Origin of the sequence: Streptomyces sp. KR80 (genome assembly GCF_052245555.1) — a bacterium.
Classification (GTDB): domain Bacteria; phylum Actinomycetota; class Actinomycetes; order Streptomycetales; family Streptomycetaceae; genus Streptomyces.
In genome coordinates this window covers 24841-48319 of sequence record NZ_JBQQCD010000016.1, presented here as the reverse complement: position 1 = coordinate 48319, position 23479 = coordinate 24841, and the positions used below count along the sequence as shown (strand labels likewise).

The 23479-nt window shown below is 69.0% G+C and carries 14 protein-coding genes and 1 pseudogene; 8 read left to right on the top strand and 7 right to left on the bottom strand.

Going from position 1 to position 23479, the window contains the following annotated elements; genetic code table 11:
• Positions 1-10: 10 nt before the first annotated feature.
• The 3 genes from ACTWQI_RS21600 (at position 11) to ACTWQI_RS21590 (ending at position 5383) form a co-directional block, all read left to right on the top strand.
• Positions 11-2338 carry a glycoside hydrolase family 30 protein gene (locus tag ACTWQI_RS21600; RefSeq protein ID WP_443272835.1) on the top strand — a complete coding sequence of 776 codons (2328 nt, stop codon included), beginning with the start codon at positions 11-13 and terminating at the stop codon, positions 2336-2338.
• A gap of 591 nt (positions 2339-2929) precedes the next feature.
• Positions 2930-4555 (top strand): FAD-binding oxidoreductase, encoded by a 1626-nt coding sequence (locus ACTWQI_RS21595; RefSeq protein WP_443272833.1) that lies wholly within the window; start codon positions 2930-2932, stop codon positions 4553-4555.
• Positions 4556-4891: 336 nt separating this feature from the next.
• Positions 4892-5383: a hypothetical protein gene (locus ACTWQI_RS21590; protein WP_443272831.1), complete on the top strand. Its 492-nt coding sequence runs from the start codon at positions 4892-4894 to the stop codon at positions 5381-5383.
• A 253-nt stretch (positions 5384-5636) separates the two neighbouring features.
• Here ACTWQI_RS21590 and ACTWQI_RS21585 read toward each other — a convergent pair whose 3' ends face one another.
• Positions 5637-7979, bottom strand: coding sequence for an ATP-binding protein (locus tag ACTWQI_RS21585; protein WP_443272829.1), 2343 nt, complete (start codon positions 7977-7979; stop codon positions 5637-5639).
• Positions 7980-8190: 211 nt separating this feature from the next.
• Here ACTWQI_RS21585 and ACTWQI_RS21580 point away from each other — a divergent pair, with 211 nt between their 5' ends.
• From ACTWQI_RS21580 to ACTWQI_RS21570, 3 genes are all read left to right on the top strand, one after another.
• On the top strand, positions 8191-8595 hold the full coding sequence (locus tag ACTWQI_RS21580) for an ATP-binding protein (RefSeq protein ID WP_443272827.1): 405 nt from the start codon (positions 8191-8193) through the stop codon (positions 8593-8595).
• Positions 8596-9338: 743 nt separating this feature from the next.
• Positions 9339-10775, top strand: a complete 1437-nt coding sequence (locus ACTWQI_RS21575; RefSeq protein ID WP_443272825.1) for an aminopeptidase P family protein — start codon at positions 9339-9341, stop codon at positions 10773-10775.
• 439 nt (positions 10776-11214) lie between these two features.
• Positions 11215-11424, top strand: a complete 210-nt coding sequence (locus ACTWQI_RS21570; protein ID WP_443272823.1) for a hypothetical protein — start codon at positions 11215-11217, stop codon at positions 11422-11424.
• 33 nt (positions 11425-11457) lie between these two features.
• On the opposite strand, the gene ACTWQI_RS21565 is transcribed toward ACTWQI_RS21570, so the two are convergent.
• From ACTWQI_RS21565 to ACTWQI_RS21540, 6 genes and pseudogenes are all read right to left on the bottom strand, one after another.
• On the bottom strand, positions 11458-12546 hold the full coding sequence (locus ACTWQI_RS21565; RefSeq protein ID WP_443273017.1) for an ABC transporter substrate-binding protein: 1089 nt from the start codon (positions 12544-12546) through the stop codon (positions 11458-11460).
• Between the two features lie 121 nt (positions 12547-12667).
• A complete protein-coding gene (locus ACTWQI_RS21560; protein WP_443272821.1) occupies positions 12668-15328 on the bottom strand; it encodes a SpoIIE family protein phosphatase in 2661 nt (886 codons plus the stop codon).
• A pseudogene (locus tag ACTWQI_RS21555) lies at positions 15280-16181 on the bottom strand (DNA/RNA helicase domain-containing protein). The gene ACTWQI_RS21560 and the pseudogene ACTWQI_RS21555 overlap by 49 nt, the downstream one beginning before the upstream one ends.
• The gene (locus tag ACTWQI_RS21550) at positions 16174-17763 is read right to left on the bottom strand and encodes a carboxylesterase/lipase family protein (RefSeq protein WP_443272819.1); all 1590 of its coding nucleotides are present in this window, start codon (positions 17761-17763) and stop codon (positions 16174-16176) included. Before ACTWQI_RS21550 ends, ACTWQI_RS21555 begins: the two are co-directional and overlap by 8 nt.
• Positions 17764-17916: 153 nt before the next feature.
• On the bottom strand, positions 17917-18822 hold the full coding sequence (gene surE / locus ACTWQI_RS21545) for a 5'/3'-nucleotidase SurE (protein WP_443272817.1): 906 nt from the start codon (positions 18820-18822) through the stop codon (positions 17917-17919).
• A gap of 121 nt (positions 18823-18943) precedes the next feature.
• On the bottom strand, positions 18944-20188 hold the full coding sequence (locus ACTWQI_RS21540; protein WP_443272814.1) for an MFS transporter: 1245 nt from the start codon (positions 20186-20188) through the stop codon (positions 18944-18946).
• Between the two features lie 742 nt (positions 20189-20930).
• Between ACTWQI_RS21540 and ACTWQI_RS21535 the strand changes: the two genes are divergently transcribed.
• Both ACTWQI_RS21535 and ACTWQI_RS21530 read left to right on the top strand, forming a co-directional pair.
• The gene (locus ACTWQI_RS21535; RefSeq protein ID WP_443272812.1) at positions 20931-21125 is read left to right on the top strand and encodes a hypothetical protein; all 195 of its coding nucleotides are present in this window, start codon (positions 20931-20933) and stop codon (positions 21123-21125) included.
• A 232-nt stretch (positions 21126-21357) separates the two neighbouring features.
• On the top strand, positions 21358-23235 hold the full coding sequence (locus tag ACTWQI_RS21530) for a glycoside hydrolase family 3 protein (RefSeq protein WP_443272810.1): 1878 nt from the start codon (positions 21358-21360) through the stop codon (positions 23233-23235).
• Positions 23236-23479: the final 244 nt, after the last annotated feature.

Genomic DNA, 23479 nt, shown 5'->3' with positions numbered 1-23479 from the left:
GGGACGCTCCATGAAACGTCCACTCCAAAGATCAGGCCCCTTCCTCTGCCTCCTGGCCCTCCTGCTCTCCTTCCTCCCAGCGTCGTCCGCCCACGCCTCTTCGGACCCAGCGGGCATGGTCGACCCGGACAACGTCTACGTCGACAGCTTCGAAGGCTGGGGAACGGCTCCCGCCTGGGGCGGCAACGTCGTCGGCGGCTGGTCCGAGACCAAGCGCAAGGCCATAGCCGACCTGCTCTTCGATGAGACCAAGGGCCTCGGGCTCAACGTCTTCCGCTACCACATCGGCGCCGGACAGGACCCGAACGACCCACCCGGCACGGACGCCGACGGGAAGCAGATCGGCTGCGGAGACCACCGCCCCGGCTCCCCGCTACCCGCGTATCAGAAGAAAGACGGGACATGGGACTGGACCGCTGACGCCAACCAGCGCTGGTTCGCCCAGGCCGCCAAGGCCCGCGGCGTCAACCGCTGGCTCGCCTACGCCTCCTCCCCGCCGTGGTGGATGACGGCCAATGGCTGCAGCAATGGCGGGGAAAATGGCATAGAGAACCTCAACAGCGACCAGCACGCGGCCTTCGCCGACTATCTCACCGAGGTGACCAAGCACTTCCGCGACTCCGAGGGCATCACCTTCGACCTCCTCAACCCGCTCAACGAGCCCGAATACGGCTGGGCGAAGAACGGCATACAGGAGGGCGCCTACTTCACCTGGGACAGTCAGGACAAGATCATCAACGAGGTCGGGAAAAGCCTGGTCGACAAGGGGCTGACCGGGACCAAGGTCGCGGCCTCGGACAGCCAGTCGGTGCAGGGCGGCATCTCCAACTTCAACAACTACTCGGAGTCGGCGAAGGACTACATCTCCACCCTCACCGCCCACACCTACTGGACGTCGGAAACCGACCAGGTGGTGCTGCGCAACATCGCTGCCGAGAAGAACAAGAAGGTCTGGATGAGCGAGTTCGGCGCCGGCGAGGTCGGCCTCGGACAGCCGGTGCCGACCGGCAACGTCGCCGACCCGGACAAGGCCCAGCCGGCGCTCAACCTCGCCGCGCGGATCGTCGGTGACATGACCTACCTGCGCCCCAAGGCATGGATCCAGTGGGACGGCCTGGAGAGCTGGGAACAGAACAAGCTTGAGAAAGTCAGCTGGGGCCTGATCTGGGCCAACTACAAGGATTCCACCGAGACCTACAAGGTCGCCAAGCAGTACTACGGCTACAAGAACTTCACCAAGTTCATCCGCCCCGGCTACCGGATCATCGAGTCAGGCGACGACCAGACCCTGGCCGCCTACAACCCGCAGGACGACACTCTCGTCCTGGTCGCCTACAACGACCAGACGACATCACGGTCGCTCACCTACAACCTGGGCAAGTTCGACGGCATCACCAAGGCCACCCCCTACCGGACTTCCGACACCGAGTCCCTCACGAAACTGCCCGACGCCACGGTCAGCAACAACCAACTCTCCGCCACCCTCAAGCCGAAGTCGATCACTACCTACGTGATGTCGTCGGCAACGGCGAAGCCGGACCTGACCAGCATCAACGACCGGAGCACCGGAACCGGGCGGAACCAGTTCGAGTACTCCGGAGCCTGGAGCACCATCGGCCAGGCCGGCGCCTACCTCGGCGACGACAGCTGGTCCGGCACCACCGACGCCTCCTACCAGGTGCGGTTCAATGGCACGAAGGCCGACCTGTACGGCGCCAAGGCACCCAACCATGGCATCGCGGCCGTCTCGATCGACGGCGGCCCGGAGACCGATGTCGACTTCTATTCATCCCCACGACGCGACAACGTGCGCGTGTACAGCAGCCCGACCCTCACACCCGGTGACCACACCCTCAAGGTTCGGGTCAAAGGCACCAAGAACGCACAGTCGGGCGGGGTGTACATCCCGGCCGACCGTGTCGACGTCACCCAGCCGGGCGGCACCAAGGTCAACGACAGCGCCGTCGGCACCGGCGCCAACCAGTTCGAGTACGACGGCTCCTGGAGCTACGGCGCCCGGCAGGACGCCTACGGGGCCGACAACCACTGGTCTGGGGCCACCGACGTGGAGTACTACAAGGTGCGGTTCAACGGCACGAAGCTCGACCTGTATGGCGCCAAGGCACCCAACCACGGCATCGCGGCCGTCTCGATCGACGGCGGCAAGGAGACCAATGTCGACTTCTACGCCCCGACCCGCAGGGACAACGTCCTGGTGTGGAGCAGTCCGGTCCTCAGCGCTGGCGACCACACGCTGAAGGTGCGCGTTACCGCCACCAAGAACGCCAGTTCAACCGGGGTGTACATCCCGGCGGACCGGGTGGATGTCTTCCGGTAATGCTCTCTACCAGCTCCTTGGTTCTGGGGCGTCCAGGACTGCCTCCTGCGGCTGGTCGGCCGACCGTAGCCACAAGCCCGGGCGCTCACCAAGGCTGATGCGTGGGCCGGGGAACAACCCCCGGCCCACGCCGACGTGGCCTGCGCACCATGCGGGCCGGTCTCGTCGCACTACCCGGGCCCGTGTCTTGCTTCGGCTGGAGCGCGCGCCTTCGCGACGCGAGCGCCGACGGCAAGACCGAGCTGGTGATCACCTCACCCGGGGATGGTCCATGGCGGGCAGCAACAACCTGGCCGACATGAACTGCTCCTTCGGGAGAGTGGACGTCGCGCCCGACGGACAGACGGGGTCGGCGCACTACAGCTGCGAGGGCCTACTGCACGGCCGACCCGACGGGGCCGGGGACTCCTCTGACCAGAGGAGTCCCCGGCCCCACGGGGAGGTGTTCAGGTTCGGGGGAGGTCCCTGGTGAAGGCAACCATTACGCGTGATGTGCCATCCCCCCGGGTGCGGCCCCGGCCGCTCCGCCACGTCCCGTCCGTCGGGCCATGTGGCGGACCCGAACCGATCCTCACCGAGGGGGGACCTCGCGTGTCTGTCAGCGCAAACCGCACCGATCTGCCGCACTTTCCCGCGCTCCCGGCGCACACTCCGCCCGGCACCGGCACTCCCGGAACCCGCTCGGACGTCGGGCGCCGGAACGTACTGCGCGCCGGGCTGGGCGTGGCAGCCGCGGGCTGGCTTGCGACGAGTTCGTCCCAGTCCGCCACTGCCGCTCCGGGCGCGCCGGACTGGGCCGCTTTCGCCCGCGATCTGGACGGTCTGCTGGTCCGCCCGGGCGAGCGCCGGTACGCCTCGGCACGCCGTCTGTTCCAGCCCCAGTTCGACGGCATCAAACCGGCGGGCGTCGCCTATCCGGCGCACCGGCAGGATGTGCGGACCTGTCTGGCCTTCGCCAGGCGGTTCGGTATCCCCGTCGCGGTCCGCGGCGGCGGCCACAATTACGCCGGCTGGTCATCGGGCACGGGCCTGGTGGTGGACGTCAGCTCCCTGAAGAAGGTGACCACAGGCTCCGACGCTGCGATCGGCGCCGGCGCGCGGTTGATCGATGTGTACGCCACGCTGAACCGGCGCGGGCGAACGATCCCGGCCGGATCCTGCCCCACCGTCGGTGTGGCCGGTCTCGCGCTGGGCGGCGGTGTCGGGGTGACCAGCCGCGCCTATGGCCTGACCTGCGACAGCCTCACCGGCGCGGAGATCGTGACCGCCGACGGGCGGATCCTGGAGGTCGACGCGCGCCATCACCCCGACCTGTTCTGGGCGCTGCGGGGCGGCGGCGGGGGGAATCTCGGCATCGTCACCCAGTTGCACTTCCGCACTCATGCCACGCCGGACTGCAGCTACGCGTTCCTGTCCTGGCCGTGGTCGAAGGCCGGAGCTGTCATACGAGCCTGGCAGAAGTGGGCGCCGACGGCGCCCGACCCGCTGTGGGCCAATCTGCATCTGACCGGAACCGCAGGCACCCCGCGGGTGGGCATCGGTGCCAACTACCTCGGCACACAGTCCGGTCTGCGCAATCACCTGGACCGCCTGGTCGACGCGGTGGGCTCCCAGCCCACCTCCTCCGTGGTGCGGACCCGCTCGCACGTCGACACGATGCTGGTGATGGCCGGCGCCGGCGGCTGGACACCGGCCCAGTGCCACCTGCCGGGCAGCCTCCCCGGCCAACATCCGGACGGCCGTACCGCCCGCGCGTCCTACGCCGCCCGCTCCGACTTCTACACGCGGCCGCTGTCCGCCAGCGGCATCACAGCACTCCTGACCCACGTCGAACGCTACGCCCGTAGCGCTCCACCCGGCGGCAGTGGCAGCATCGCCTTCGACGCCCTGGGCGGGGCACCCAACCGGATCAAGCCCCAGGACACCGCGTTCGTCCACCGCAACGCGCTCTTCCTCGCCCAGTACATCGCCAACTGGCCCACCAGCGCCTCCCCGAGGGGGGTGGCACGTAGCCGTACCTGGCTGGACAACCTGCACCGGGCCATGCGGCCTCACGCCAGCGGTCAGGCATATCAGAACTACATCGACCCCCGGCTGACCAACTGGAAAGAGGCCTATTACGGCGCCAACCTCGGCCGCTTGACAGACATCAAGACGGCCTACGATCCCAAGCGGCTCTTCCGCTTCCCGCAGGCCATACCCACCCGTACCCGATGACAGCCTCCCCAAGTCGAACTACTCGTCACGGACCAGCTAGAACCTGTCGTGCACCGGATCCCGATGCCGCTGCGGGTCAGGGCGTCCATCGCCGATTCGGCTTCACGGCGGCTGAGTGAGTGCCTTTGAACACTGGCCCTGAGAGCGGACTGATGCGGGCACCTAGGGCCGGGAACCGCCTACTCTCCGCGTCCATCCCCAAGGGGCAGCAAGGACCGTCCGGTCGGTACGGGAAGTGCTGCACATCGGACTTATAGACAAGCCATAAGCTGATCCTTCCGGGTCTCTCCCAGCGAGGCCTGGTAGTCGAGCCCCACCTAGCTTGGAATTGCGCCCATGAAGAGGAAGATCCTGATCATCATCGCCGTCTGTGTCGGCCTTTGGGCTGTCGGTTCGGTCGTGACGCCGGTGTTGAAAAGGCACAATGACAACTTCCCGGACGCATTCAACGACCACGTCCTTCACGAACGAATCAAGACCTTCCCGACCGCGAGCGACGCCCCGGAGCCCGGCGATGGTGAAGGGATCTTCGTCCTCCCCGACTGGGTGCCCCAGGACGCCACGGATGTGAAGGTCAAGGCGCAGACCACCGGCAATGCCAAGCTCATACGTTTCACCCTCGGCGACACTGCACTGAAGCTGAGCGGTGAGGCAGGCTGCTCTGAGGGCGCCTTTTACGACGGGCCGACGCTCATTGCGGGCTGGTGGCCGGAGGACGTGGGGGACGGTGCCGGGCGACCGGACTGCTCCGAGCAGTACCAGTTCCGGGTGGTGGTCAAGGGCGACCAGGTCTACGCCTGGAGCAACGGCGACCTCGTGCAGACGTAACGGAGACCTACCGGCAACTGAGGCAGTTCGTTAGCAGCGAATTGGCACATCTGCGGTTCGGTGAGCGTGGATCTCGCGACCTGCGGCTTCTGCGGGACAACCGACCGCGAAGTCTGCGCCCACCACCGAGCCGGAATGCTCATGATCGGCCGACGGGCTCCGTTGTCCGTGCGGCTCACCGCCGCCTATGCCGCGGTCGGAGGCTCGCGAGTGCTCATGAAACCGCGGACTCCACATGTGAAGAACACCCCGGTCATGTGCTGTCGCCGCCGGGGGCCGACTTCCGTGCGGCGACCCAGGCGGCGACCTGCGCACGGGAGGTGAAGCCGAGCTTCGCCAGAATGTGCTGGACATGTGCCTCGGCGGTACGCGGGGCGATGACCAGCCTCGCCGCGATCTCCTTGTTGGCCATTCCCTCGGCCACCAGGCCCGCGATCTCCTCTTCCCGCTTGGTCAGCCGAGTCTCCCCGCCCTCCTCCCGGGGCTTCGCCCGCACCGGCGGCGAGGTGCCGAGTGCGTAGTCGGTCGCCCGTTCCCCCGAGAGCAGGCGGCCACGCCGGAACGCCGCCTCGTAACGGTCGTCGCCGAGCGCGGCCCGGGCGTGGGCGATGTGCTCGTGGTGCGGCGCTGCGAAGGTGGCGTAGTTGTCTGGGGACGCACCGATCTCGTGCCATACGGATGCGGCGGCGCCGAAGAGCGTGGCCGCCCGGGTGTGGTCTCCCTGCCGTTCGGCCACCCAGGCGAGGGTGTCGATGACGAAGGCCATCCCCAGTTTGCTCCCTATCCGGCCGTTGATGCCCAGCGCTTGTTTCCCTGTCTCCTCGGCGCGTTCCAGTGAGCCGTGGAGCACCTCGATGTGGCAGACACCCCACAGCGCGTAGGAGCGCCAGAAGACCTCACCCCGCCGCGCTGTCCAGTCGAGGCATGCGTCGAGCAGGGCCAGGCCCCGCTCGCGTTCGCCTTTCAGCCCCAGGGTGAGGCCGAAGATGAACGCCGCCCACGTCTCACAGCGAGGGTCGTGGACAGTCTGGAACAGGGACAGCGCGCCGTCGAACAGCAGCGCCGCCGTCTCCGTGTCGCCGGAGAAGAGCGTCGCCATGCCCTGGATGAGCGTCACGTAGGCGATCTCCGCCGGGTCGCCGAGCCGCTCCGCCAGCCCGGTGGCCTCGGCCAGCAGCGCCACCCCGGCGTCGATATCGCCCTGCAGCAGAGCGAACCAGCCGCTCATGCGCAGTGCGGAGGCGCGCTCGCGGGTGGGCTCGGGTGCCGCCATGAGCATCTGGGCCAGCCAGTGACGCACCTCGGTGTGGAAGCCACGGATGCCCCAGTAGTCGTCCAGCCGGGTCGCCATGCGCAAGCCCTCGACCGCCTCGCCCGGCTGCGTGACGCAGAAGTCCAGCGCGACCCGCAGATTGGAGTGCTCGCGCCGGAGCCGGCCGATCCACGCCTCCTGGTCCGGCCCGAACCACTCCACCTCGAACCGCTCGACCATCGCCGCGCACCAGTCGCGGTGGCGGCGCCGGACCGCCGTGTACTCGCCGGACGCCACCAGCCGCTCCTGGCCGTACTCCCGCATCGTCTCCAGCATCCGGTAGCGCACGTTCCCGTCGTGCTCTTCCCGGAGCAGGATGGACTTGTCCACGAGGGAGCGGACGACGTCGGAGATCTCCTCGGGGACCACCTCGTCATCGCCGCCCACGTGCTCGACCGCTGCCAGATCGAAGCTGCCGGAGAACACCGACAGGCGGGACCAGAACCGCTGCTCGGGCTCCGAGCACAGATCGTGGCTCCAGTCGATCAGCGCGCGCAGGGTTCGCTGCCGTGAGGGCGCGCACCGCGGGCCGCCCGTGAGCAGCCGGTAACGCCGGGACAGCCGCTGATCGATCTGGTCAAGCGACAGCGCACGCAGCCACACCGCGGCCAGCTCGATCGCCAGCGGGATGCCATCGAGGCGGTGGCAGAGGCGTGCCAGCGTCGCGCAGTTCTGGCTGTGCAGGTCGAATTTCGGCAGGACGGCGCTCGCGCGGTCAACGAACATCCGCACCGAGTCGTACTGCATCAGCGCGTCGGGCGAAAGCACCTGTTCGGGGTCGGGTACCGGGAGCGGGGGGACGACGAGGACCGTCTCGCCGTAGACGCCGAGCGACTGCCGGCTCGTCACCAGGATGCGCAGCCGGGGACAGGACCGGATGAGAGCAGCGACGAACAGCGCACAGTCCTCGATGAGATGCTCACAGTTGTCGAGCACGAGGAGCAGCTCGCGCGGCCGCAGGTAGTCGACGACCGTGTCGAGCGCCGGGCGCGGGGACTGGCGCAGTCCGAGGTTCTCCTCGGCCGTCTCCGCAAGCAGGGCGGGGTCCCGCAACTCCGCGAATTCGATGAATCGCACTCCGTCGTGGAAGGCCCGGCGCACGGTGTCGGCGATTCGGATGGCCAGACGGGTCTTGCCGACCCCGCCGGGACCGGTGAGCGTCAGCAGGCGGGAGCCGGACAGCAGCCTTTTCGCCTCGGCGATCTCGCGTCGACGGCCGACGAAGCTGGTGACGTCGGGCGGCAGAGCGCCGACGTCGTCCGGGGCGCTGGTTGCGGCTTTCACATTCCTGCATCCGCGACAGACTGCTGATCCACAACAGAGTGCCGACAAGTCGATGGCAGTTTACTGCGCGGAACACGGCCTGCCGGGCTGCTCACCCCTCAGCCTAGGCGCTCGCGCAAATACGTACCCGCATACGTATTTCCCCCATCGCCCCGGGTGCCGCCCCCGCGCATGGTGAACCTGTCATTGCCCATTCGACGCGGGACATCCCATGTACCAGGCCATCCTCGCGTGCCCCCTCACGGACACCACCCCCGTGGGCACGATCCTGCCGCCTGCCGCATCGTCGGTGCGGCAGGCAAGGGCCCTCACCCGCTCCCGGCTCGCCTCCCTGGGGCTGACCGACCACGAGGGCACCGCCCAGCTCCTCGTCAGCGAGCTGGTCACCAACGCGCTGCGTTACGCGGCCGGCCCGGTCCGGCTGTCCCTGTCCTTCCGAGGCGACACACTGCACTGCGAGGTCGAGGACACCAGCCCTGATCCGCCGGTCGTGCGCGGAGCCCGGGAGGAGGACGAGAGCGGCCGCGGCCTGCTGCTGGTCCAGGAGCTCGCCCGAGCATGGGGCAGCCGTGACTCGCGGGTGGGCAAGGTCGTCTGGTTCGAACTCGGGCTGTGACACCCCTGCACGCGACCCTCCTCGGTCGTGGACCGCGTCGCCGGCTCGGGGAGAAACGGGGGGAGGCGCCGCCCCTCACCGCGAGGGGCGGCGCCTTCGGGGTCGCCCGGGTTAAGTGGCATTGGGGGGCCAGGAGGAGCAGCGCCCCCGGAGGAGGCTGAGCGCGGCCGCTGACTCCGGTAGGTGTGGCGTGCCCGTGTGGAGGCGTGTCCGCGCGTCCCCCTGGCGGCATAACGCCGGGTTATGGCCAAGTGAGAGCTGCCGACGACGCCCCTGATCCAGGACGCTGATCAGCAGTGCAACGTCACACGTCACACGCGCGTTGGCGGGCCCTCGACCCGCCCCTGACGCCTTCAAACGGGGATTCCGTATTGCGAAGAACATCTGACCTACTGATCCAGCCCTCTACGCCGCGACCCGCCTTCCCCGCGAGCAGGCCGAAACTCTGCCTCACCGGGTGTACGCCGACCAGTCGTGGTTCGAGCACCTCCCGTTCGACGCAGGCTCCCGTGACGGCCGCGCAGCTGAGCGCGGAGGAACAGGCTGTGGCCAGCCCAGCGTAGCCACAAACGCGTCGGTGCCCAGTCGTTGACGATGGGCCTGCTGCGAGCCTCGATCCTGGCGGCTGTGACCTGCGCCCTCAGCGCAAACAATCTGTCTCGGCATCCCCACACCACTCCACCCGCATTTCGGCTGCCCACCCTCAGCAGCCTCGACCACAACCGATCACCCAGGAGGCGGTAGTGACCGACCCGGCCGACGCCATCAAGCAGCGGAAGAACGGCCTGACCCGGGTTGTGAGCGACGAGCTCGCCGAGAATATGAGGCAGGGCTGGGCCGACACCGAGCGGCGCGACCTCGAGCCGATCCCGCAGGCCGCGCACACCGCCCGCCGCCGGGCCGACCTCTCCGCTCGCTTCCCCGGAGAGCGCCTCGTCATCCCCGCCGGCAACCCGAAGGGCCGCGCCAACGACACGGACTACCCCTTCCGCCCCTCATCCGACTACGCCTACCTCACCGGCGACCAGTCCGAGGACGGCGTGCTGGTCCTGGAGCCCACCGAGGACAGCGGTCACGAGGCCACGATCTACCTGCGGTCCCGGTCCAACCGCGAGAACGGCGAGTTCTGGCTGGACGGCCACGGCGAGCTGTGGGATGGCCGCCGCAACAGCCTCACCGAGAACGAGCGGCTCCTCGGCCTGCCCTGCCGGGACGTCGGCATGGTGGCCGACGAGCTCAGCGAGGCCACCGGCCCGGTTCGCCTGCTGCGTGGCCACGACGCCGGCATCCAGGCCGCCCTGCGCGACAAGGTGACCGCCGAGCGCGACGAGGAGTTCCGCACCTTCCTCTCCGGGATGCGCCTGGTCAAGGACGATTTCGAGATCGCCGAGCTGCGCTTCGCCTGCGAGGCCACCGCCCGCGGCTTCGAGGACGTCATGCACGTCCTCGGCAAGGACGACGCCACTCCCGAGCGCATCATCGAGGGCACGTTCTTCGTGCGCGCGCGGGTCGAGGGCAATGCCGTCGGCTACAGCACGATCTGCGCCGCCGGGCCGCACGCCACGATCATGCACTGGGTCCGCAACGACGGCCACGCCCGTCCCGGTGAGTTGCTGCTGCTCGACGCCGGTGTGGAGACCAACAACCTCTACACCGCCGACATCACCCGCACGGTGCCCGTCGACGGCCGCTTCACGCCTCTGCAGCGCAAGGTCTACGACGCGGTGTACGCCGCGCAGGAGGCCGGCATCGCCGCGGTCAAGCCCGGCGCCGCGTTCCGTGACTTCCACAACGCCGCCCAGCGGGTGTTGGCCGAGCACCTGGCCGCCTGGGGCCTGTTCGGCGACCTGTCGGCGGACAAGGTCTTCGAACTCGGCCTGCACCGCCGCTTCACCCTGGCCGGCACCGGCCACATGCTGGGCATCGATGTCCACGACTGCGCGCAGTCCCGCCGCGAGGACCACGTCGACGGCACGCTGAAGCCCGGCATGGTGCTCACCGTCGAGCCGGGGATCTACTTCCAGGAGGACGACCTGACGGTGCCCGAGGAGTACCGCGGCATCGGCGTGCGGATCGAGGACGACTTCATGGTCACCGAGGACGGTAACGAGAACCTCTCGGCCGCCCTGCCGCGGCAGGCGGACGAGGTCGAGGCCTGGCTGGCCCGGCTGCGCGGCTGACGCGACCGCCGACCGGTTCGGCGCAGCAATCAACACGGCGGCAGGCCAACTGACCGCCCCGGAGACCCCGGCTCCGGTCAGGTGGCCTGCCGACCTCGGTGGTCTGACGCCCGTTCAACGGGGTGACTTTGTCCGGGAGTACACCGGGCTCGAAGAGCGGGTTCGGGTCCTATCTTCGGCTGCTGCGGACACCTGGCGCCGCGACGCTGGCGTTCTGGGGGGTGGCGGGCCGGTTCCCGATCGGCATGGGCCCATCAGTTGCATCCTACTGGTCTCGTCGGTCACCGGGTCGCTGGGCGACGCCGGGACGGTGGCGGCCGCGATGCTGGTCTCGCAGGGCATGGCCAGCCCCGTCCTCGGGCGGCTGGCCGACCGGTTCAGCAGCAGCCACAGCGGGGCCTCGAGCAGGACGCAACCCGGCGTCACGCCGTGAGAGGGTGTGGCCAAGCGCCTGGGCAACATGACGGTGACCCTGTTCACCGAGCCCAGCAACAAGCAGAACCACGAGCGGTGGACCACCCGGGAGATCCAGCTCCAGTTCTTCGAGGACCAGAAGTACCTCAACGACCCGGGCACGTCGAACCGGATCGTGTCGAATATCCGCAACAACCAGGCCGATGTGAACGCGATCCTCGGCTTCGACCTTTGATCTGCCGATCGTGCCCTTCGGCGAGCTGGCGTGTCAGCCCGAGACCGCTTTGGCCCAGCCCCGGGCGACCGTTTCCTGCGCCTTCTCCGTCTGCGCTTCCGTCGGGAATTCCGGCGTGCCCTCGACCGTCGGCAGCCTTGCGGCGGCGACCTTGTCGAGGGTGCCGTCCTCCTCCATGGCGTCGATCAGCACCGGGCGGGCGTAGCCGTCGAGCCGGAGGTTCTGGCCCTCGGCGCTGAAGAGGTATTCCTGCCACAGGCGCGCGGCAGCCGGGTGCGGGGCGTTCTTGTTGATCGACAGCGCGTAGTACTGTGCGAAGCTGCCGTCGAAGGGGATCGCGACCTGCCAGTTCAAGCCCTTGCCGCGGAACTGGTCGGCGTAGCCGAGGTTGACGAAGTCCCAGTCGATGCTGATGGGCGTCTGGCCGTTCTCGACCGAAGCCGGGGTGGACTCGACGGGAATGAAGTTGCCTTTCTTCCTGAGCTCGGCGAAGAAGTCGAGGCCGGGCCGGATGTCGTCGAACGACCCCTTGTTCGCCAAGGCGGCCGCGTACACGCCGGCGAAGGCGGCACCGGCCCGGGTGGGGTCGCCATTGAGTGCGACCTTGCCTTTGTGCTCGGGCTTCAGCAGATCGGCGAAGGTCCGGGGACAGGTGCTGACGCGCCCGGCGTTGCAACCGATGGAGATGTAGCCGCCGTAGTTGTTGTACCAGCGGGCCCCGGGGTCCTTCTGATTGCCCGGGATCTTGTCGTACGCGGCGACCTTGTACGGCGCGAGTAGGTTCTGCCGGACTGCCGCCTGCGCGAACGTATCCCCCATGTCGAGCACGTCGGGGGCGCTCGCCCGGTCCCCGTTCTTCTTCACGGCGTCGATCTCGTCCTGACTGGAGCCCTGCGGAATGGCGATGGTGACCTCGATCCCGTACTTCTTCTCGAACCCGTCGATCAGGGCGCCGTAGCTGGCCCAGTCACGCGGAAGCGCGATCGCGTTCAGGGCGCCCTCGTCCTTCGCCGCGGCGGTCAGTGCGTCCATGCCGCCCACCTCCTCGGCGGAGGTGGCCACCGGCGGCTTCTTGAGGGTGGCGGTCGGGGTGTCGCCGCAGGCGCCCAGGGCCATTGCCATGAGGGCCAGGCAGCCGGAGACGGCGGCTGCCCGGACACACGGTGCGCTCACGAGGGCTCCAGGAAGAGGTGTGAGTCCTTGGTCTGCCGTGTCGATGCCGTGGTCATCGAGGCCAGCGTACTCATTGGCCTGAGAGGATCTCGTCGAGTCCTTCCGCCGCCGGGGTGGCGCCGTCGTGGAGCGCCTGTTCGGCCCAGATGACCTTGCCGGTGGGGGTGTAGCGGGTGCCCCAGCGCTCGGCGAACTGGGCGACCAGGAACAGCCCGCGCCCGCCCTCGTCCGTGGCCTTGGCCCGGCGCAGACGGGGCGATGTGCTGCTGCCGTCGCAGACTTCGCAGATCAGGGTGTGGTCGCGCAGCAGCCGGACGGTGATGGGCTCGGCGCCGTAGCGGATGGCGTTCGTGATCAGCTCACTGAGGATGAGCTCGGTGCTGAAGGCGATCTGCTCCAGTCCCCAGTCCGCCAGTCGACGTACGCAGGCAGTGCGGACCGAGGCCACCGCCGCCGGGTCATGGGGCACGTCCCACTCGGCGATGTGCGCGGGGTCGAGCCGGCGTGTGCGGGCCACCAGCAGCGCGATGTCATCGGTGGGGCGGGTGGGCAGCATGGCCTCGATCACCGCGGCGCAGGTCGTCTCCGGGGTGCGGTCAGGTCCGGCGAGGGCGTCCCGGAGCAGCGCGAGGCCGTCGTCGATGTCGCGGTCGCGGTCCTCGACCAGCCCGTTAGTGTAGAGCACCAGCCGGGAGCCCTCGGGCAGGGTCAGCTCGGCGCTCTCGAAGGGCAGGCCAACGTTCAGACCCAGAGGCGGGGAGATCGGCACCTGGGGGAAGGCCACGGTCCCATCGGGGCGGACCACCGTCGGCCCCAGGTGGCCGGCGGTCGCGGCGGCCAGCTGCCCGGATGAGGGATCGTAGATGGCGTACAGGCAGGTGGCCCCGGTGATCCCCACCCCGTCTTCCGCGGCCGCTGCCTCACCGGCGTCGATGTGCGCCACGAGCTCATCCAGACGGTCCAGCAACTCGTCGGGCGGCAGATCCAGGGCAGAGAAGTTGTGTACGGCGGTGCGCAGCCGGCCCATGGTGGCCGCGGCGTGCAGGCCGTGGCCGACGACGTCGCCGACCACCAGGGCCACCCGGGTGCCGGACAGCGGGATGACGTCGAACCAGTCACCGCTCACCCCGGCCCGGGCTGGCAGGTAGCGGTAAGCCACCTCAAGGGCGGTCTGCTCAGGCAGCTCGCGGGGCAGCAGGCTGCGCTGGAGGGTTACGGCCAGCGTGTGTTCGCGGGTGTAGCGGCGGGCGTTGTCGATGCACACCGCCGCCCGGGCGGCCAGCTCCTCGGCAAAGGACACATCGTCCTCTTCGAACGGTGGGGAAGCATTCGCCCGCCAGAAGTTCGCCACCCCCAGCACCACTCCCCGGGCCTGCAGCGGGACTGCGATCAGGGAGTGGATCCCGCGGTCCAGGACTCGCCGGGCACGTTCGGGATCCTGGGCCCGCCAGCCGTCGGAGGCTGCCAGGGCGGTTTCGAGGACTGATCGGCCGCTGGCCACGCCCACGGCGTTGGGGTGGGTGGGGACGAACCGGATGAGCTGCCCGACCGGGTAGAGGGAGGCGTCCCCCTCCCGGCCGACGGCGGCGGTGCGGCGCATCTCGGTGCTCGCCTCCGGCGGCTCCTCGCCGCGCAGGACCGGGTCTAGGAGCTCGACGGTGACGACATCGGCGAACCGGGGAACCGCCGCCTCGGCCAGTTCCTCCGTTGTGCGTGTGACATCAAGGGTGGTCCCGATCCGCACCCCGGCGTCGTAGATCAGCTGCAGCCGCTCGCGGGCCGTCTCAGCCCTGCTGGAGAGCGCCCGCAGCTCCGTTGTGTCACGCAGCGTGACCACGCTGCTGGTCGGCCCGTACGGGGCGGTAGGCCGCTTGTTCACCGCCAGCAGCCGGTCTGCCGCCAGGTGCACCTCGTCGGTGGCCGTGCGATCGGAGGTCAGCAGCTCAGCAACGTCCGCCTTCAGCCCCAGACCGGTGACATGGCGCCGGTTCGCGTCTGCCGGCAGGTCCAGCAGCCGCCGGGCCTCGTCATTGGCCAGCAGCACTCGGCCGTCACCCCCGATGATCAGCACTCCCTCCCGCACTGCATGCAGGACCGCGTCGTGGTGCTCGTACATCCGGGTCATCTCGGCCGGGCCCAGGCCGTGGGTCTGCCGCCGCAACCGACGGCTCACCAGGCCCGCGCCACCTGCGGCAAGGGCGAGAGCACCGGCCGCGCTCCCGAACAGAACCGGCATCTGCTGGTCGACCACGTCCTGCACCTTCGCAACCCTGACAGGGGAGGAGACGATGGCGACGACCGAGCCGTCGGCATCCTTGACGGGGACCACCGAGATCACGGAGAGACCCAGGGCTCCTTCAAAGGTCCTGGTGAACGCCTTCCCGCCCGCTGCCTCCGCGAAGGGACCGATGACGTGCTTCCCGATCTGACTCGGGTCGCTGTGCGTGAGGGTGACCCCGTCCAGCCGGTACACGATGATGGCGTCGACGCCGGAGGCCTTCCGGGCCGCCTCTGCGCGTGGCTGCAGCACCGCGGTCGGGTCGGGCCTGTCTAGCGCCGTCAGAACACCGGGAGCGTTTGCGAATGTCTGGGCCGCGGCAAGCGTGCGGTGCTGGGCATCGGCGGTGCTGTCGCGCCGAGCCTGCACCACGAGAGCCACCAGCGCGGCGGCCACGAGCAGCACTACGACTGCCAGCTGCAGGAGGAACACCTCGCCGGCGAGGCTGCGCACGCGGATGCTCCCGGACGAGTGGAGCAACTTACGCCAGGCCTGACCCGAAAGTCCGCACATAACCCATTTCTATCCCTTCCGGGTGGCTGACCACAGGGCGATCTTGATCCACTTTTGCCGCCGCTGGGGGTGCCGCAGAAGAGCAGGGTCCCGGGCTTCAGTGGCTCCCCGGCGGGCACGCGTGGTCGGTGTCGGGCTGCTGTTGGGCGGAGTCCTGACCAGGAGTGCTCGCAGGTGCTCCTGAGTGCGGCGCTGTAGTCGTATTCCATGCCCTGGGCGGTGTAGACGCAGCCGACTTGTTGATGGCCGCCGTGGTCGGTGGCCCAGAAGGCGCGTCCAGGCGTGTCCTCCCCCGCGAGGACTCCGTTGGCTCCGGAGTTCCATGGCCGCTCCCACAGATGGCTTCCTGCGGCGTCCGTCCAGGTGATGGAGACCTCCGGCAGTAGGGGCGGGGTGGGGGATTCCCACGGCCAGCAGAAGCCGCTGTGATTCGTGCGCTTCTACCCAGGCGGCTGTGGGTGGTGATCCAGTCTTCGAGTTCGGCTGGGTTGTCGGCGACGGCCAGGTCGTAGTCGGTGCCTTGCCAGATGGGCGCGTCGGCGTCTTCGGTGAGCAGGGCGTCAACCCAGTTCAGGTAGGCCCTGGAGCCGCTGCACCGGAACTGGGTGGACAGGTCGATGTGGGCGAAGGTGTATTTGCGCGTGTTGGCCAGACGCTGCAGTTCGTCCAGGGTGGTGCCTTCATTGGGGCGGACAATCTGGCGCTCATCGAGGAAGAGCACGAGAGCCGCGCAGCCCTGGATCAGCCGGGTGAAGAGGTGGGGGAACTCGGTGCCTCCGGAACCCTCACCCAGCAGCTCTCCCGCGCGGTGGGCGACTCGGCCAAGGGACTCGGTAGGTCAGACCGGACCAGAAAGTGCACTGATGGTCTGCTGCGAACCGTGTCGACGCATGGCTCTCCTGAGGGTTGAGGGTGAGGACGGTGTGCCGGGGCCCGGCCGGGGGCCAGTGGGCCTGGTCGGAGACATTCGGGTCCCCGGCGCGGGCGAATGCCGCCCAGTGGCGTTTCATGCTGTCCGCGAGTGCCACCTGGACACTGGTGAGCGGCCGGTCGCCCATGGTGAAGTCGTGCAGGTAGGCGAGTTCGGCGCTGTGGCCGTTGGCCATGTCGAGCCCCGGGACCTGGGCTCCGTACAGAGTCGGTGAGTTCGGATCGTCGAACTCGTACACGTACGTGGGCACCTGTGCGGCGAAGGACTGCGCGGACTCGTACGTGTGGCAGGCGAAGGTGGAGTCGGTGAGGACCGCGGACATCGCGAGGTACGGGGAGGCGTAGTCGGACAGGCGATAGCGGGCCAGCACCTGGGGCGCCGCCGGTCCGTACGTCACGCTGATCTGGTCCGTGTACTCCTGCGCAGTCAGATACGGCTGAGTCAGCGCGACGAAGAACCGGCTCTCGGCACGGGTACTGCCGATCAGGACCGGCACCTTGTTCCACGTGCCGGCGGCGATGGCCTCCGACGGCTGTTCGGGCACCAGCCGGTCACCGAACGCGGGTCCGGAAGTCGGGTGGGCCCGGGCGGCGGCAATGAGATCGGCTGCCGAAGCCGCGCGCAGACAGGCGGCGCTCGTCGCGGGGCCGGGGCAGCCGGCAGCGGTCGCGTAGGCCCGGCTTTGGTCGGCGGCCCGATCGGGGCCGGGAGCCTCGATCAGGGTGCACGGTCCGCTCTGCAGGATCGCGCGGGTGAAGAGTCCGGCTGCCTGCGGCGAGGCGAGCATCGCGCAGACCGAGCCGGCTCCGGCCGACTGTCCCGAGATGGTGATGTTGCCGGGGTTGCCGCCGAACGCCGCGATGTTCTCGCGGGTCCACTTCAGTGCTGCGATCTGGTCCATGAGCCCGTACGAACCGGAACCGAGAGCGTTCTCCCGCGTGAGCTCGGGCAGGGCGAGGTATCCGAACTGCCCGAGCCGGTAGTTGATGCTGACTACCACGGTATGTGTGAGGTCGGCCATGGTCCGGCCGCCGAACTGGGTTCCTGTGCCTTGGCTGTAGGCGCCACCGTGCATCCAGAAGAGCACGGGCAGGCGGTCGCCGGGCCGGGCTTTCCGCGGGCGGTAGACGTCGAGGTAAAGGCAGTCTTCACTGACGGCCTCCGGATCACGCAGACCGTGGGGCGAGAACTGCAGGCAAGCAGGGGCTTGCTCGGTCGCGTCCCGCACGCCGCTCCACCGTTGAGGCCGTTGCGGTGGGCGGAATCGCAGGTTTCCCACGGGCGGGGCTGCGTAGGGAATGCCCAGGAACCTCTCGGCCCCGTCGTGGATTCTTCCTGCCAGCCGGCCGTCGTCGATGGCGACGATCGGGCGCGGGGAGCTGGAGGCGGCGGGTGCCGCCGTGGCAGGCAGTATCTGTGCGAACAGTGCTGCCAGACAGAGCATGAGGGTGAGTCCTGTTGACGGCCGTACCAAGCGCACTCTCTTCACTTCTCCTCCCGCGGATGGTGTCCATTGCCATATGCAGGACAGATGGCCTCGGGCCTTCCGAACTCGCTGCCAGAGCTGCGAGGACGGGCAGCAGCTGTGTCGGATCCGCTAGGGCCGCAGGCCGGTGAGAAGGGCGGCGGTCCTGCTGAAGTCGGCTTGGCCGGCGTTCCAGTTGGGAGCGATCGGGGTGATGGAGACGTTGTCGGCGCTCAGCGCTTCCACGTCCCCGCCCTTCTCGGCGGGCTGCAAGGCGACGTTCACGTTCACCTTCCAGGTGCCGTCGCCCGAATCGGTGAAGTCGGCCTGGAGGATTGGCTGTGGGTCCTGGGTCGTGACCGAGGAGCCGCGGGGGGTGCCGGTACCGTCCGTACCGACCACCGGGTGGTTGACATTCAGGCCGACGCCCTCGGGCAGCAGCCGCCCGGACTTCGCGCGGGACTCCAGTCGTTCGATGAGCTTGACCATGAAGTCGCTGGTGGAGCGCATGGCGTTGAGAGTGGGTTCGAGCACCGGCGCAGAGAGTCCGCCCGTACTGACCGCGATCGCAGGCACGCCCTGCTCCAGCGCGGCCACGGCGCCGCCGACCGTCCCGGAGTGGGTCGCCAGAACGGCGGCGTTCGGTCCGAAGTTGGTGCCGGAGATCACCAGGTCGGGCGCCTTGTCGGCGAACACCTCGGAGAGGCCGAAGAGCACCGAGTCGCCTGGAGTGCCGCCAACGGCCCATACCAAGGGCTCGGGGTGCTTGACCGTCACCGTGGTGGCGCTCATCATCTTCGTTCCCGTGCCGCTCTGGTTGGTCAGCGGGGCGACGATGGTGACGTCGTGTCCGGCGGCGGTCAGGCGCTGGAACATGGTGCGGATGCCGGGAGCGTCGTATCCGTCGTCGTTGGTCAGCAGTATCCGTAGTGGGCCGGCGGGCCTGGCCTGTGGAGAGGCGGTTGCGGGTACCGCCCCGGCAAGGGCCGGAGTGCACAGCAGCAGGGCGGCCAAGGGCAGGACTCGCGTGCGTCTCACGATGTGCTCCTTCGAGTGAGGAGGGAGGAAGGGAAGGAACCGGCGGGCACATGACCCTCGACACGCGCCCGCCGGAGCTCTGATCGGGCCCGGCCTCTAGGACGCAGGCACGGGAATTGGGTCAGCGCACGCTGCGGATCGGGAGGATCGCCACCGCCCCCAGCAGCGACAGGGCGCCGCCGACGAGGAACAGTGGGCTGTAGCCGCCGAGGGCGGTCACGACGGCGGAGGCAACAAAAGGGGCGATGATCTGCGGCCCGGCGTTGGCGATGTTGAGTACGCCCATGTCGCGGGCGGCGTCCTCCGCTTTGGGCAGGACGAGGGTGACCAGTGCGGTGTCGACCGCCATGAAGCAGCCGAAGGCCAGGCCGTTGAGCGCACTGAACACGAGCATCCCGGCCCAGGTCGGGCTGACCACGGGAACCGCCATGACGATGCCGGCGAGGGCAGCCGAGAGGCCGACGAAGATCTTGCGCCGGTTCCAGCGGTCGGAGAGCACGCCGCCGACCACGGTCGACAGGGCCATCGTGGCCATCTGCACCGGCGTGAGGATCGCCATCGCCGCAGCCGGCGCCAGACCGGCCGGCAGTGCGATGTGGTCGCCCAGGATGTACAACTGGTAGCCCACGACGGCGAAGTAACCGAGCACCATCAGGGCCCGGCCGATGAAAGCCCACCGGAAATCGTGGTGGGCCAAGGCGGACAGAAAAGCGGCGAGCCGCTCGCGCCGAGGCACGGACGGAGCGGGCTCGCGCCCGGGGGCATCGCGGAAGAAGGTGGTGAGGAGGACGGCCGCACAGGCCACGATGGCTCCGAACACCAGGTAGCCGGTGCGCAGATGGCCCGCCGTCTGCGAGGCGATCACCACTCCGGCCGTGCCGCCGATGGGCAGCGCCAGCCCGACCAGGGCGGAAGCCGTACCCCGGCGGGCCGCCGGGATCCGGTCGGGTACGACGGCGGTGACCGCCGCCTGGTAGACGTTCATCGTCGCCTGCACCAGGCACCATCCGATGCCGACCAGCAGTGCCGTGTGCACGCTGCTGAGGAACGCCAGCCCGGCGAATGAAGCGAGTGCCCCGCCCAGGATCCAGGGGTTACGCCGCCCGGTCCGGTCCGACAGGGCGCCGGCGATCGGATTGAACGCGGTAGCGAAGACCGAGCTCACGCCTCCCACCACGCCCAGAACGGCGACTTTGTTCGCAGGGTCGATCGAGGCGATCTGCGTGGGCAGCAGAACCGCGCCGACACCCATGTAGACGGCCAGCATGGAGGAGTTGGCCACCAGGAGCAGCAGCATGAGTCCGCGCTGCCGGGGTGTGTTCGCCGGCGTAGGCACCTTCGGCTCGGTCAGTTCCTCGGTGGTCACGGCGACCACCGGAGTCCGTGGTGGTGCGCGCCGGCCGCACGACGGTGGGTGGGGACGGGCATGTCGACTCCTCGGGACGGAGCGGGCTGGGCGGTGGTGAAAGGGCCGCGGCATTGACCCGATGCGGCGAGGCAAGAGGTGCATCCGCTGAGTTCGTTACACGTGTTAAAGCCGGATGCGGCACTTGTGTAGCACCCATCGCGGCTCTGCGCTAGAGAGAACGCAAGAATGCTGAGAGTCGATCCGGATGGCCTCGGGTGCGCCCGCTAGCGGCACGTGTAACCAAATTGCAGACCCCGGGTGTGTTGCTCTTGTGTCGACGGTTGAGAATGCGCCGTGCTTGGCGTGAAAGCTGCGCCTGCGGCGACACATCCCGCCGCACGCCGCCCCGCGGGACCACACCGGCGCCCCGGGCTTGCGGCCGGCGCGGCCGGGCAGCGCCGGAGCTCAGCGCCCGTGTCGGCATGCGCAGGTCCTCGACGGGCGCTCCTTTCTCGCCCTCGCTCTCTGAGTCCTCCCGCTCCGGGACTCACTGAAAGGCCCACCGTGTTCAACGAAAGACCCGTCGCCGGCCTGCCGCCGCGGCCCTACGCGCCCCCTCGTCACCCCGTCCCGGCCGCTTCGCCGCGCGAGCGCTTGCTGCCGGATCCTTACTCCTGCTGACCGCCGTGGCGATGGGCATCGCGATCCAAGGTGGCGGACAGCCGTCCTTTCAGGGCTCGATCGCCGCTGGATGGGATGGATGGACGGATCGCGCGAGGACGCGGTGACCGGCCTGGCCCATGTGCTCGACAGACTGGGAGGACCCTTGGGGGTGATCGTCCCCCTCGCCCTGACGGGCTGCCCCTGTGTCTACGGGCGGTGGAGGTCCGGGCTGTTCGTGTTCATCACCGGTCACGCGCGCCGACTGCACCACCGCGTGTCCCGGAAGGCATAGCCCCGCGGCGATTCCTCCATTCGGCCCCTCCTCGGTAGTGTTACACGTGTAATTATGGGGTGAGGCCGCTGTTGTGGGGGCAGCGGTCGCGCCGGTCCCGGACGCCGCAGCGCCCGGGGCCGGTACGCAGCAGGCCCTCCGTAGACCGGCCTCACGGTCGGCCCGTCACACGGACCTTCCCGGCTCCCGCCGCTGGCGGGAGCCGGCCCGCGCCACGAAACGGAACGAACACATGACCCAGACCCCGGCGGCCCGGCCGCGCACGCTCACCGCCCCCGACGGCACAGCCTTCCGTGACCTGAACGGCAACGGCGTCATGGAGCCCTACGAGAACCCCCGCCTGCCGGTGGACGAGCGCGTCGCCGATCTCCTGCGGCGCATGACGCTGGAAGAGAAGGCCGGCCTGCTCTTCCACACCATGATCTCCATCAACGCCGACGGTTCCCTGGTGGAGCCGGAGCCGGGAGCCCCGGACGACGACCCGATGCGGGCCTCCACCTCCGCCATGGTGACGGGTAAGCTCATGAACCACTTCAACCTCTTCGGAGTCGCGGCCCCGCGCCGCATGGCCGAGTGGAACAACCGCCTGCAGGACCTGGCCGCGACCTCGCGCCTGGGCATTCCGGTGACCGTCTCGACCGACCCCCGTCACGGCTTCGTGGACAACCCGGCCGCGAGCGCCCACACCGAGGGCTTCTCGCTCTGGCCCGAACCGCCGGGCCTGGCCGCCATCGGCGAGGAGGAACTCGTGCGCCGGTACGCCGACATCGTCCGCCGCGAGTACCTCGCCGTCGGTATCCGCCTGGCCCTTCATCCCATGGCCGACCTGGCCACCGAGCCCCGCTGGCCCCGCGTGCTGGGCACGTTCGGCTCCGACGCCGAGGTGGCCGCCCGCATGGTCGGCGCGTACGTCCGCGGTCTCCAGGGCGAGACCCTCGGGGCCGACAGCGTCGCGACGATGACCAAGCACTTTCCCGGCGCTGGCCCGCAGATGGACGGTGAGGACGCCCACTTCCCCTACGGCCGCGAACAGGTCTACCCCGGCGGCAACTTCGACTACCACCTGATCCCCTTCGAAGCCGCCTTCGCGGCGGGGACAACGCAAGTCATGCCCTACTACGCCATCCCCGTCGGCACTCCCTACGAAGAGGTCGGCTTCGGATTCAACAAGGGCATTGTCACCGGCCTGCTGCGGGAGAGGTACGGCTTCGACGGCATCGTCTGCACCGACTGGGGCCTGGTCACCGACACGCAGATCTTCGGCTCGCCCTTCCCCGCACGCGCCTGGGGCGTGGAGCATATGGACCGGCTCACCCGCGTGGAATGCATCATCGCAGCGGGAGCCGACCAGCTCGGCGGGGAGGCGGCCCCGGAGCTCATCGTGGAACTCGTCCGCACGGGCAGGGTGACGACCGAGCGGTTGGACACTTCGGTCGCCCGCCTACTGCGGGAGAAGTTCCGTCTCGGGCTGTTCGACAACCCCTACGTGGACCCGGTTGCCGCGGCGCAGATCTGCGGCAACCGCGAGTTCACCGCAGCCGGCCTCGCCGCCCAGAGTCGCTCAATCACCATTCTCAAGGACCGCCCTCACGGCGCGCCGGCACCCGTACTGCCTCTCGCGTCCGGCATCCGGATCTACATCCAGGGCGTCGATCCCGATGTCGCCGCACAGTACGCAACGGTGGTGGCCTCTCCAGAGGTGGCCGACGTCGCGGTGGTGCGCATCGCCACGCCGTACGACGAGCGGACGGAGGGCTTCGAGACCTTCTTCCGGGCCGGCAGGCTCGACTTCACCGAAGATGAACTGCGCCCCCTGCTCGAGATCGCCGCGGTCGTCCCCACCGTGGTGGACATCTTCCTCGACCGTCCCGCGGTGATACCGGAGATCGCTGAGCACGCGGCAGCCCTCGTGGCCAACTACGGTGCCTCCGACACCGCGCTGCTCGACGTGCTCTTCGGCCGGGTGGAGGCCGAAGGGCGCCTGCCTTTCGAACTGCCCCGCTCGATGGAGAGCATCGCCGCAGGTCATGAGGACGTGCCCAACGACTCGGGCGACGCCCTCTTCTCCTACGGTCACGGCCTGCGACTGACATCGGTCACCCACCGCTGAGGGAACGGTCTGCGGGTCAGTGCTCTCTTGAGGGCTTCGGCGGCGCCACCGCGTCCGGTCGTGGGGCACGCGGAGACACGGTGACCGTGGAGACACGGTGACCGTGGAGCGGGGGCAGGCCCATGGAAGCGGGGCACTCGGACGCGGAGTCGCCATGGTTGCTCGGGTGCATCGTGCTCCTTCTGATGGTGTCTCCCGCCCCGGAGCGGACGGATCACTCGCGCTGCTCATCGGTAACGCGTGT

What these genes read in the sequence shown, in the direction of transcription:
- ACTWQI_RS21600 (WP_443272835.1), top strand. Translation starts at nt 11, where the DNA reads ATGAAACGTCCACTCCAAAGATCAGGCCCCTTCCTCTGCCTCCTGGCC.
- ACTWQI_RS21590 (WP_443272831.1), top strand. Translation starts at nt 4,892, where the DNA reads ATGAAGAGGAAGATCCTGATCATCATCGCCGTCTGTGTCGGCCTTTGG.
- ACTWQI_RS21580 (WP_443272827.1), top strand. Translation starts at nt 8,191, where the DNA reads ATGTACCAGGCCATCCTCGCGTGCCCCCTCACGGACACCACCCCCGTG.
- ACTWQI_RS21565 (WP_443273017.1), bottom strand. Translation starts at nt 12,546, where the DNA reads ATGGCAATGGCCCTGGGCGCCTGCGGCGACACCCCGACCGCCACCCTC.
- ACTWQI_RS21550 (WP_443272819.1), bottom strand. Translation starts at nt 17,763, where the DNA reads ATGCTCTGTCTGGCAGCACTGTTCGCACAGATACTGCCTGCCACGGCG.
- ACTWQI_RS21535 (WP_443272812.1), top strand. Translation starts at nt 20,931, where the DNA reads ATGGACGGATCGCGCGAGGACGCGGTGACCGGCCTGGCCCATGTGCTC.
- ACTWQI_RS21530 (WP_443272810.1), top strand. Translation starts at nt 21,358, where the DNA reads ATGACCCAGACCCCGGCGGCCCGGCCGCGCACGCTCACCGCCCCCGAC.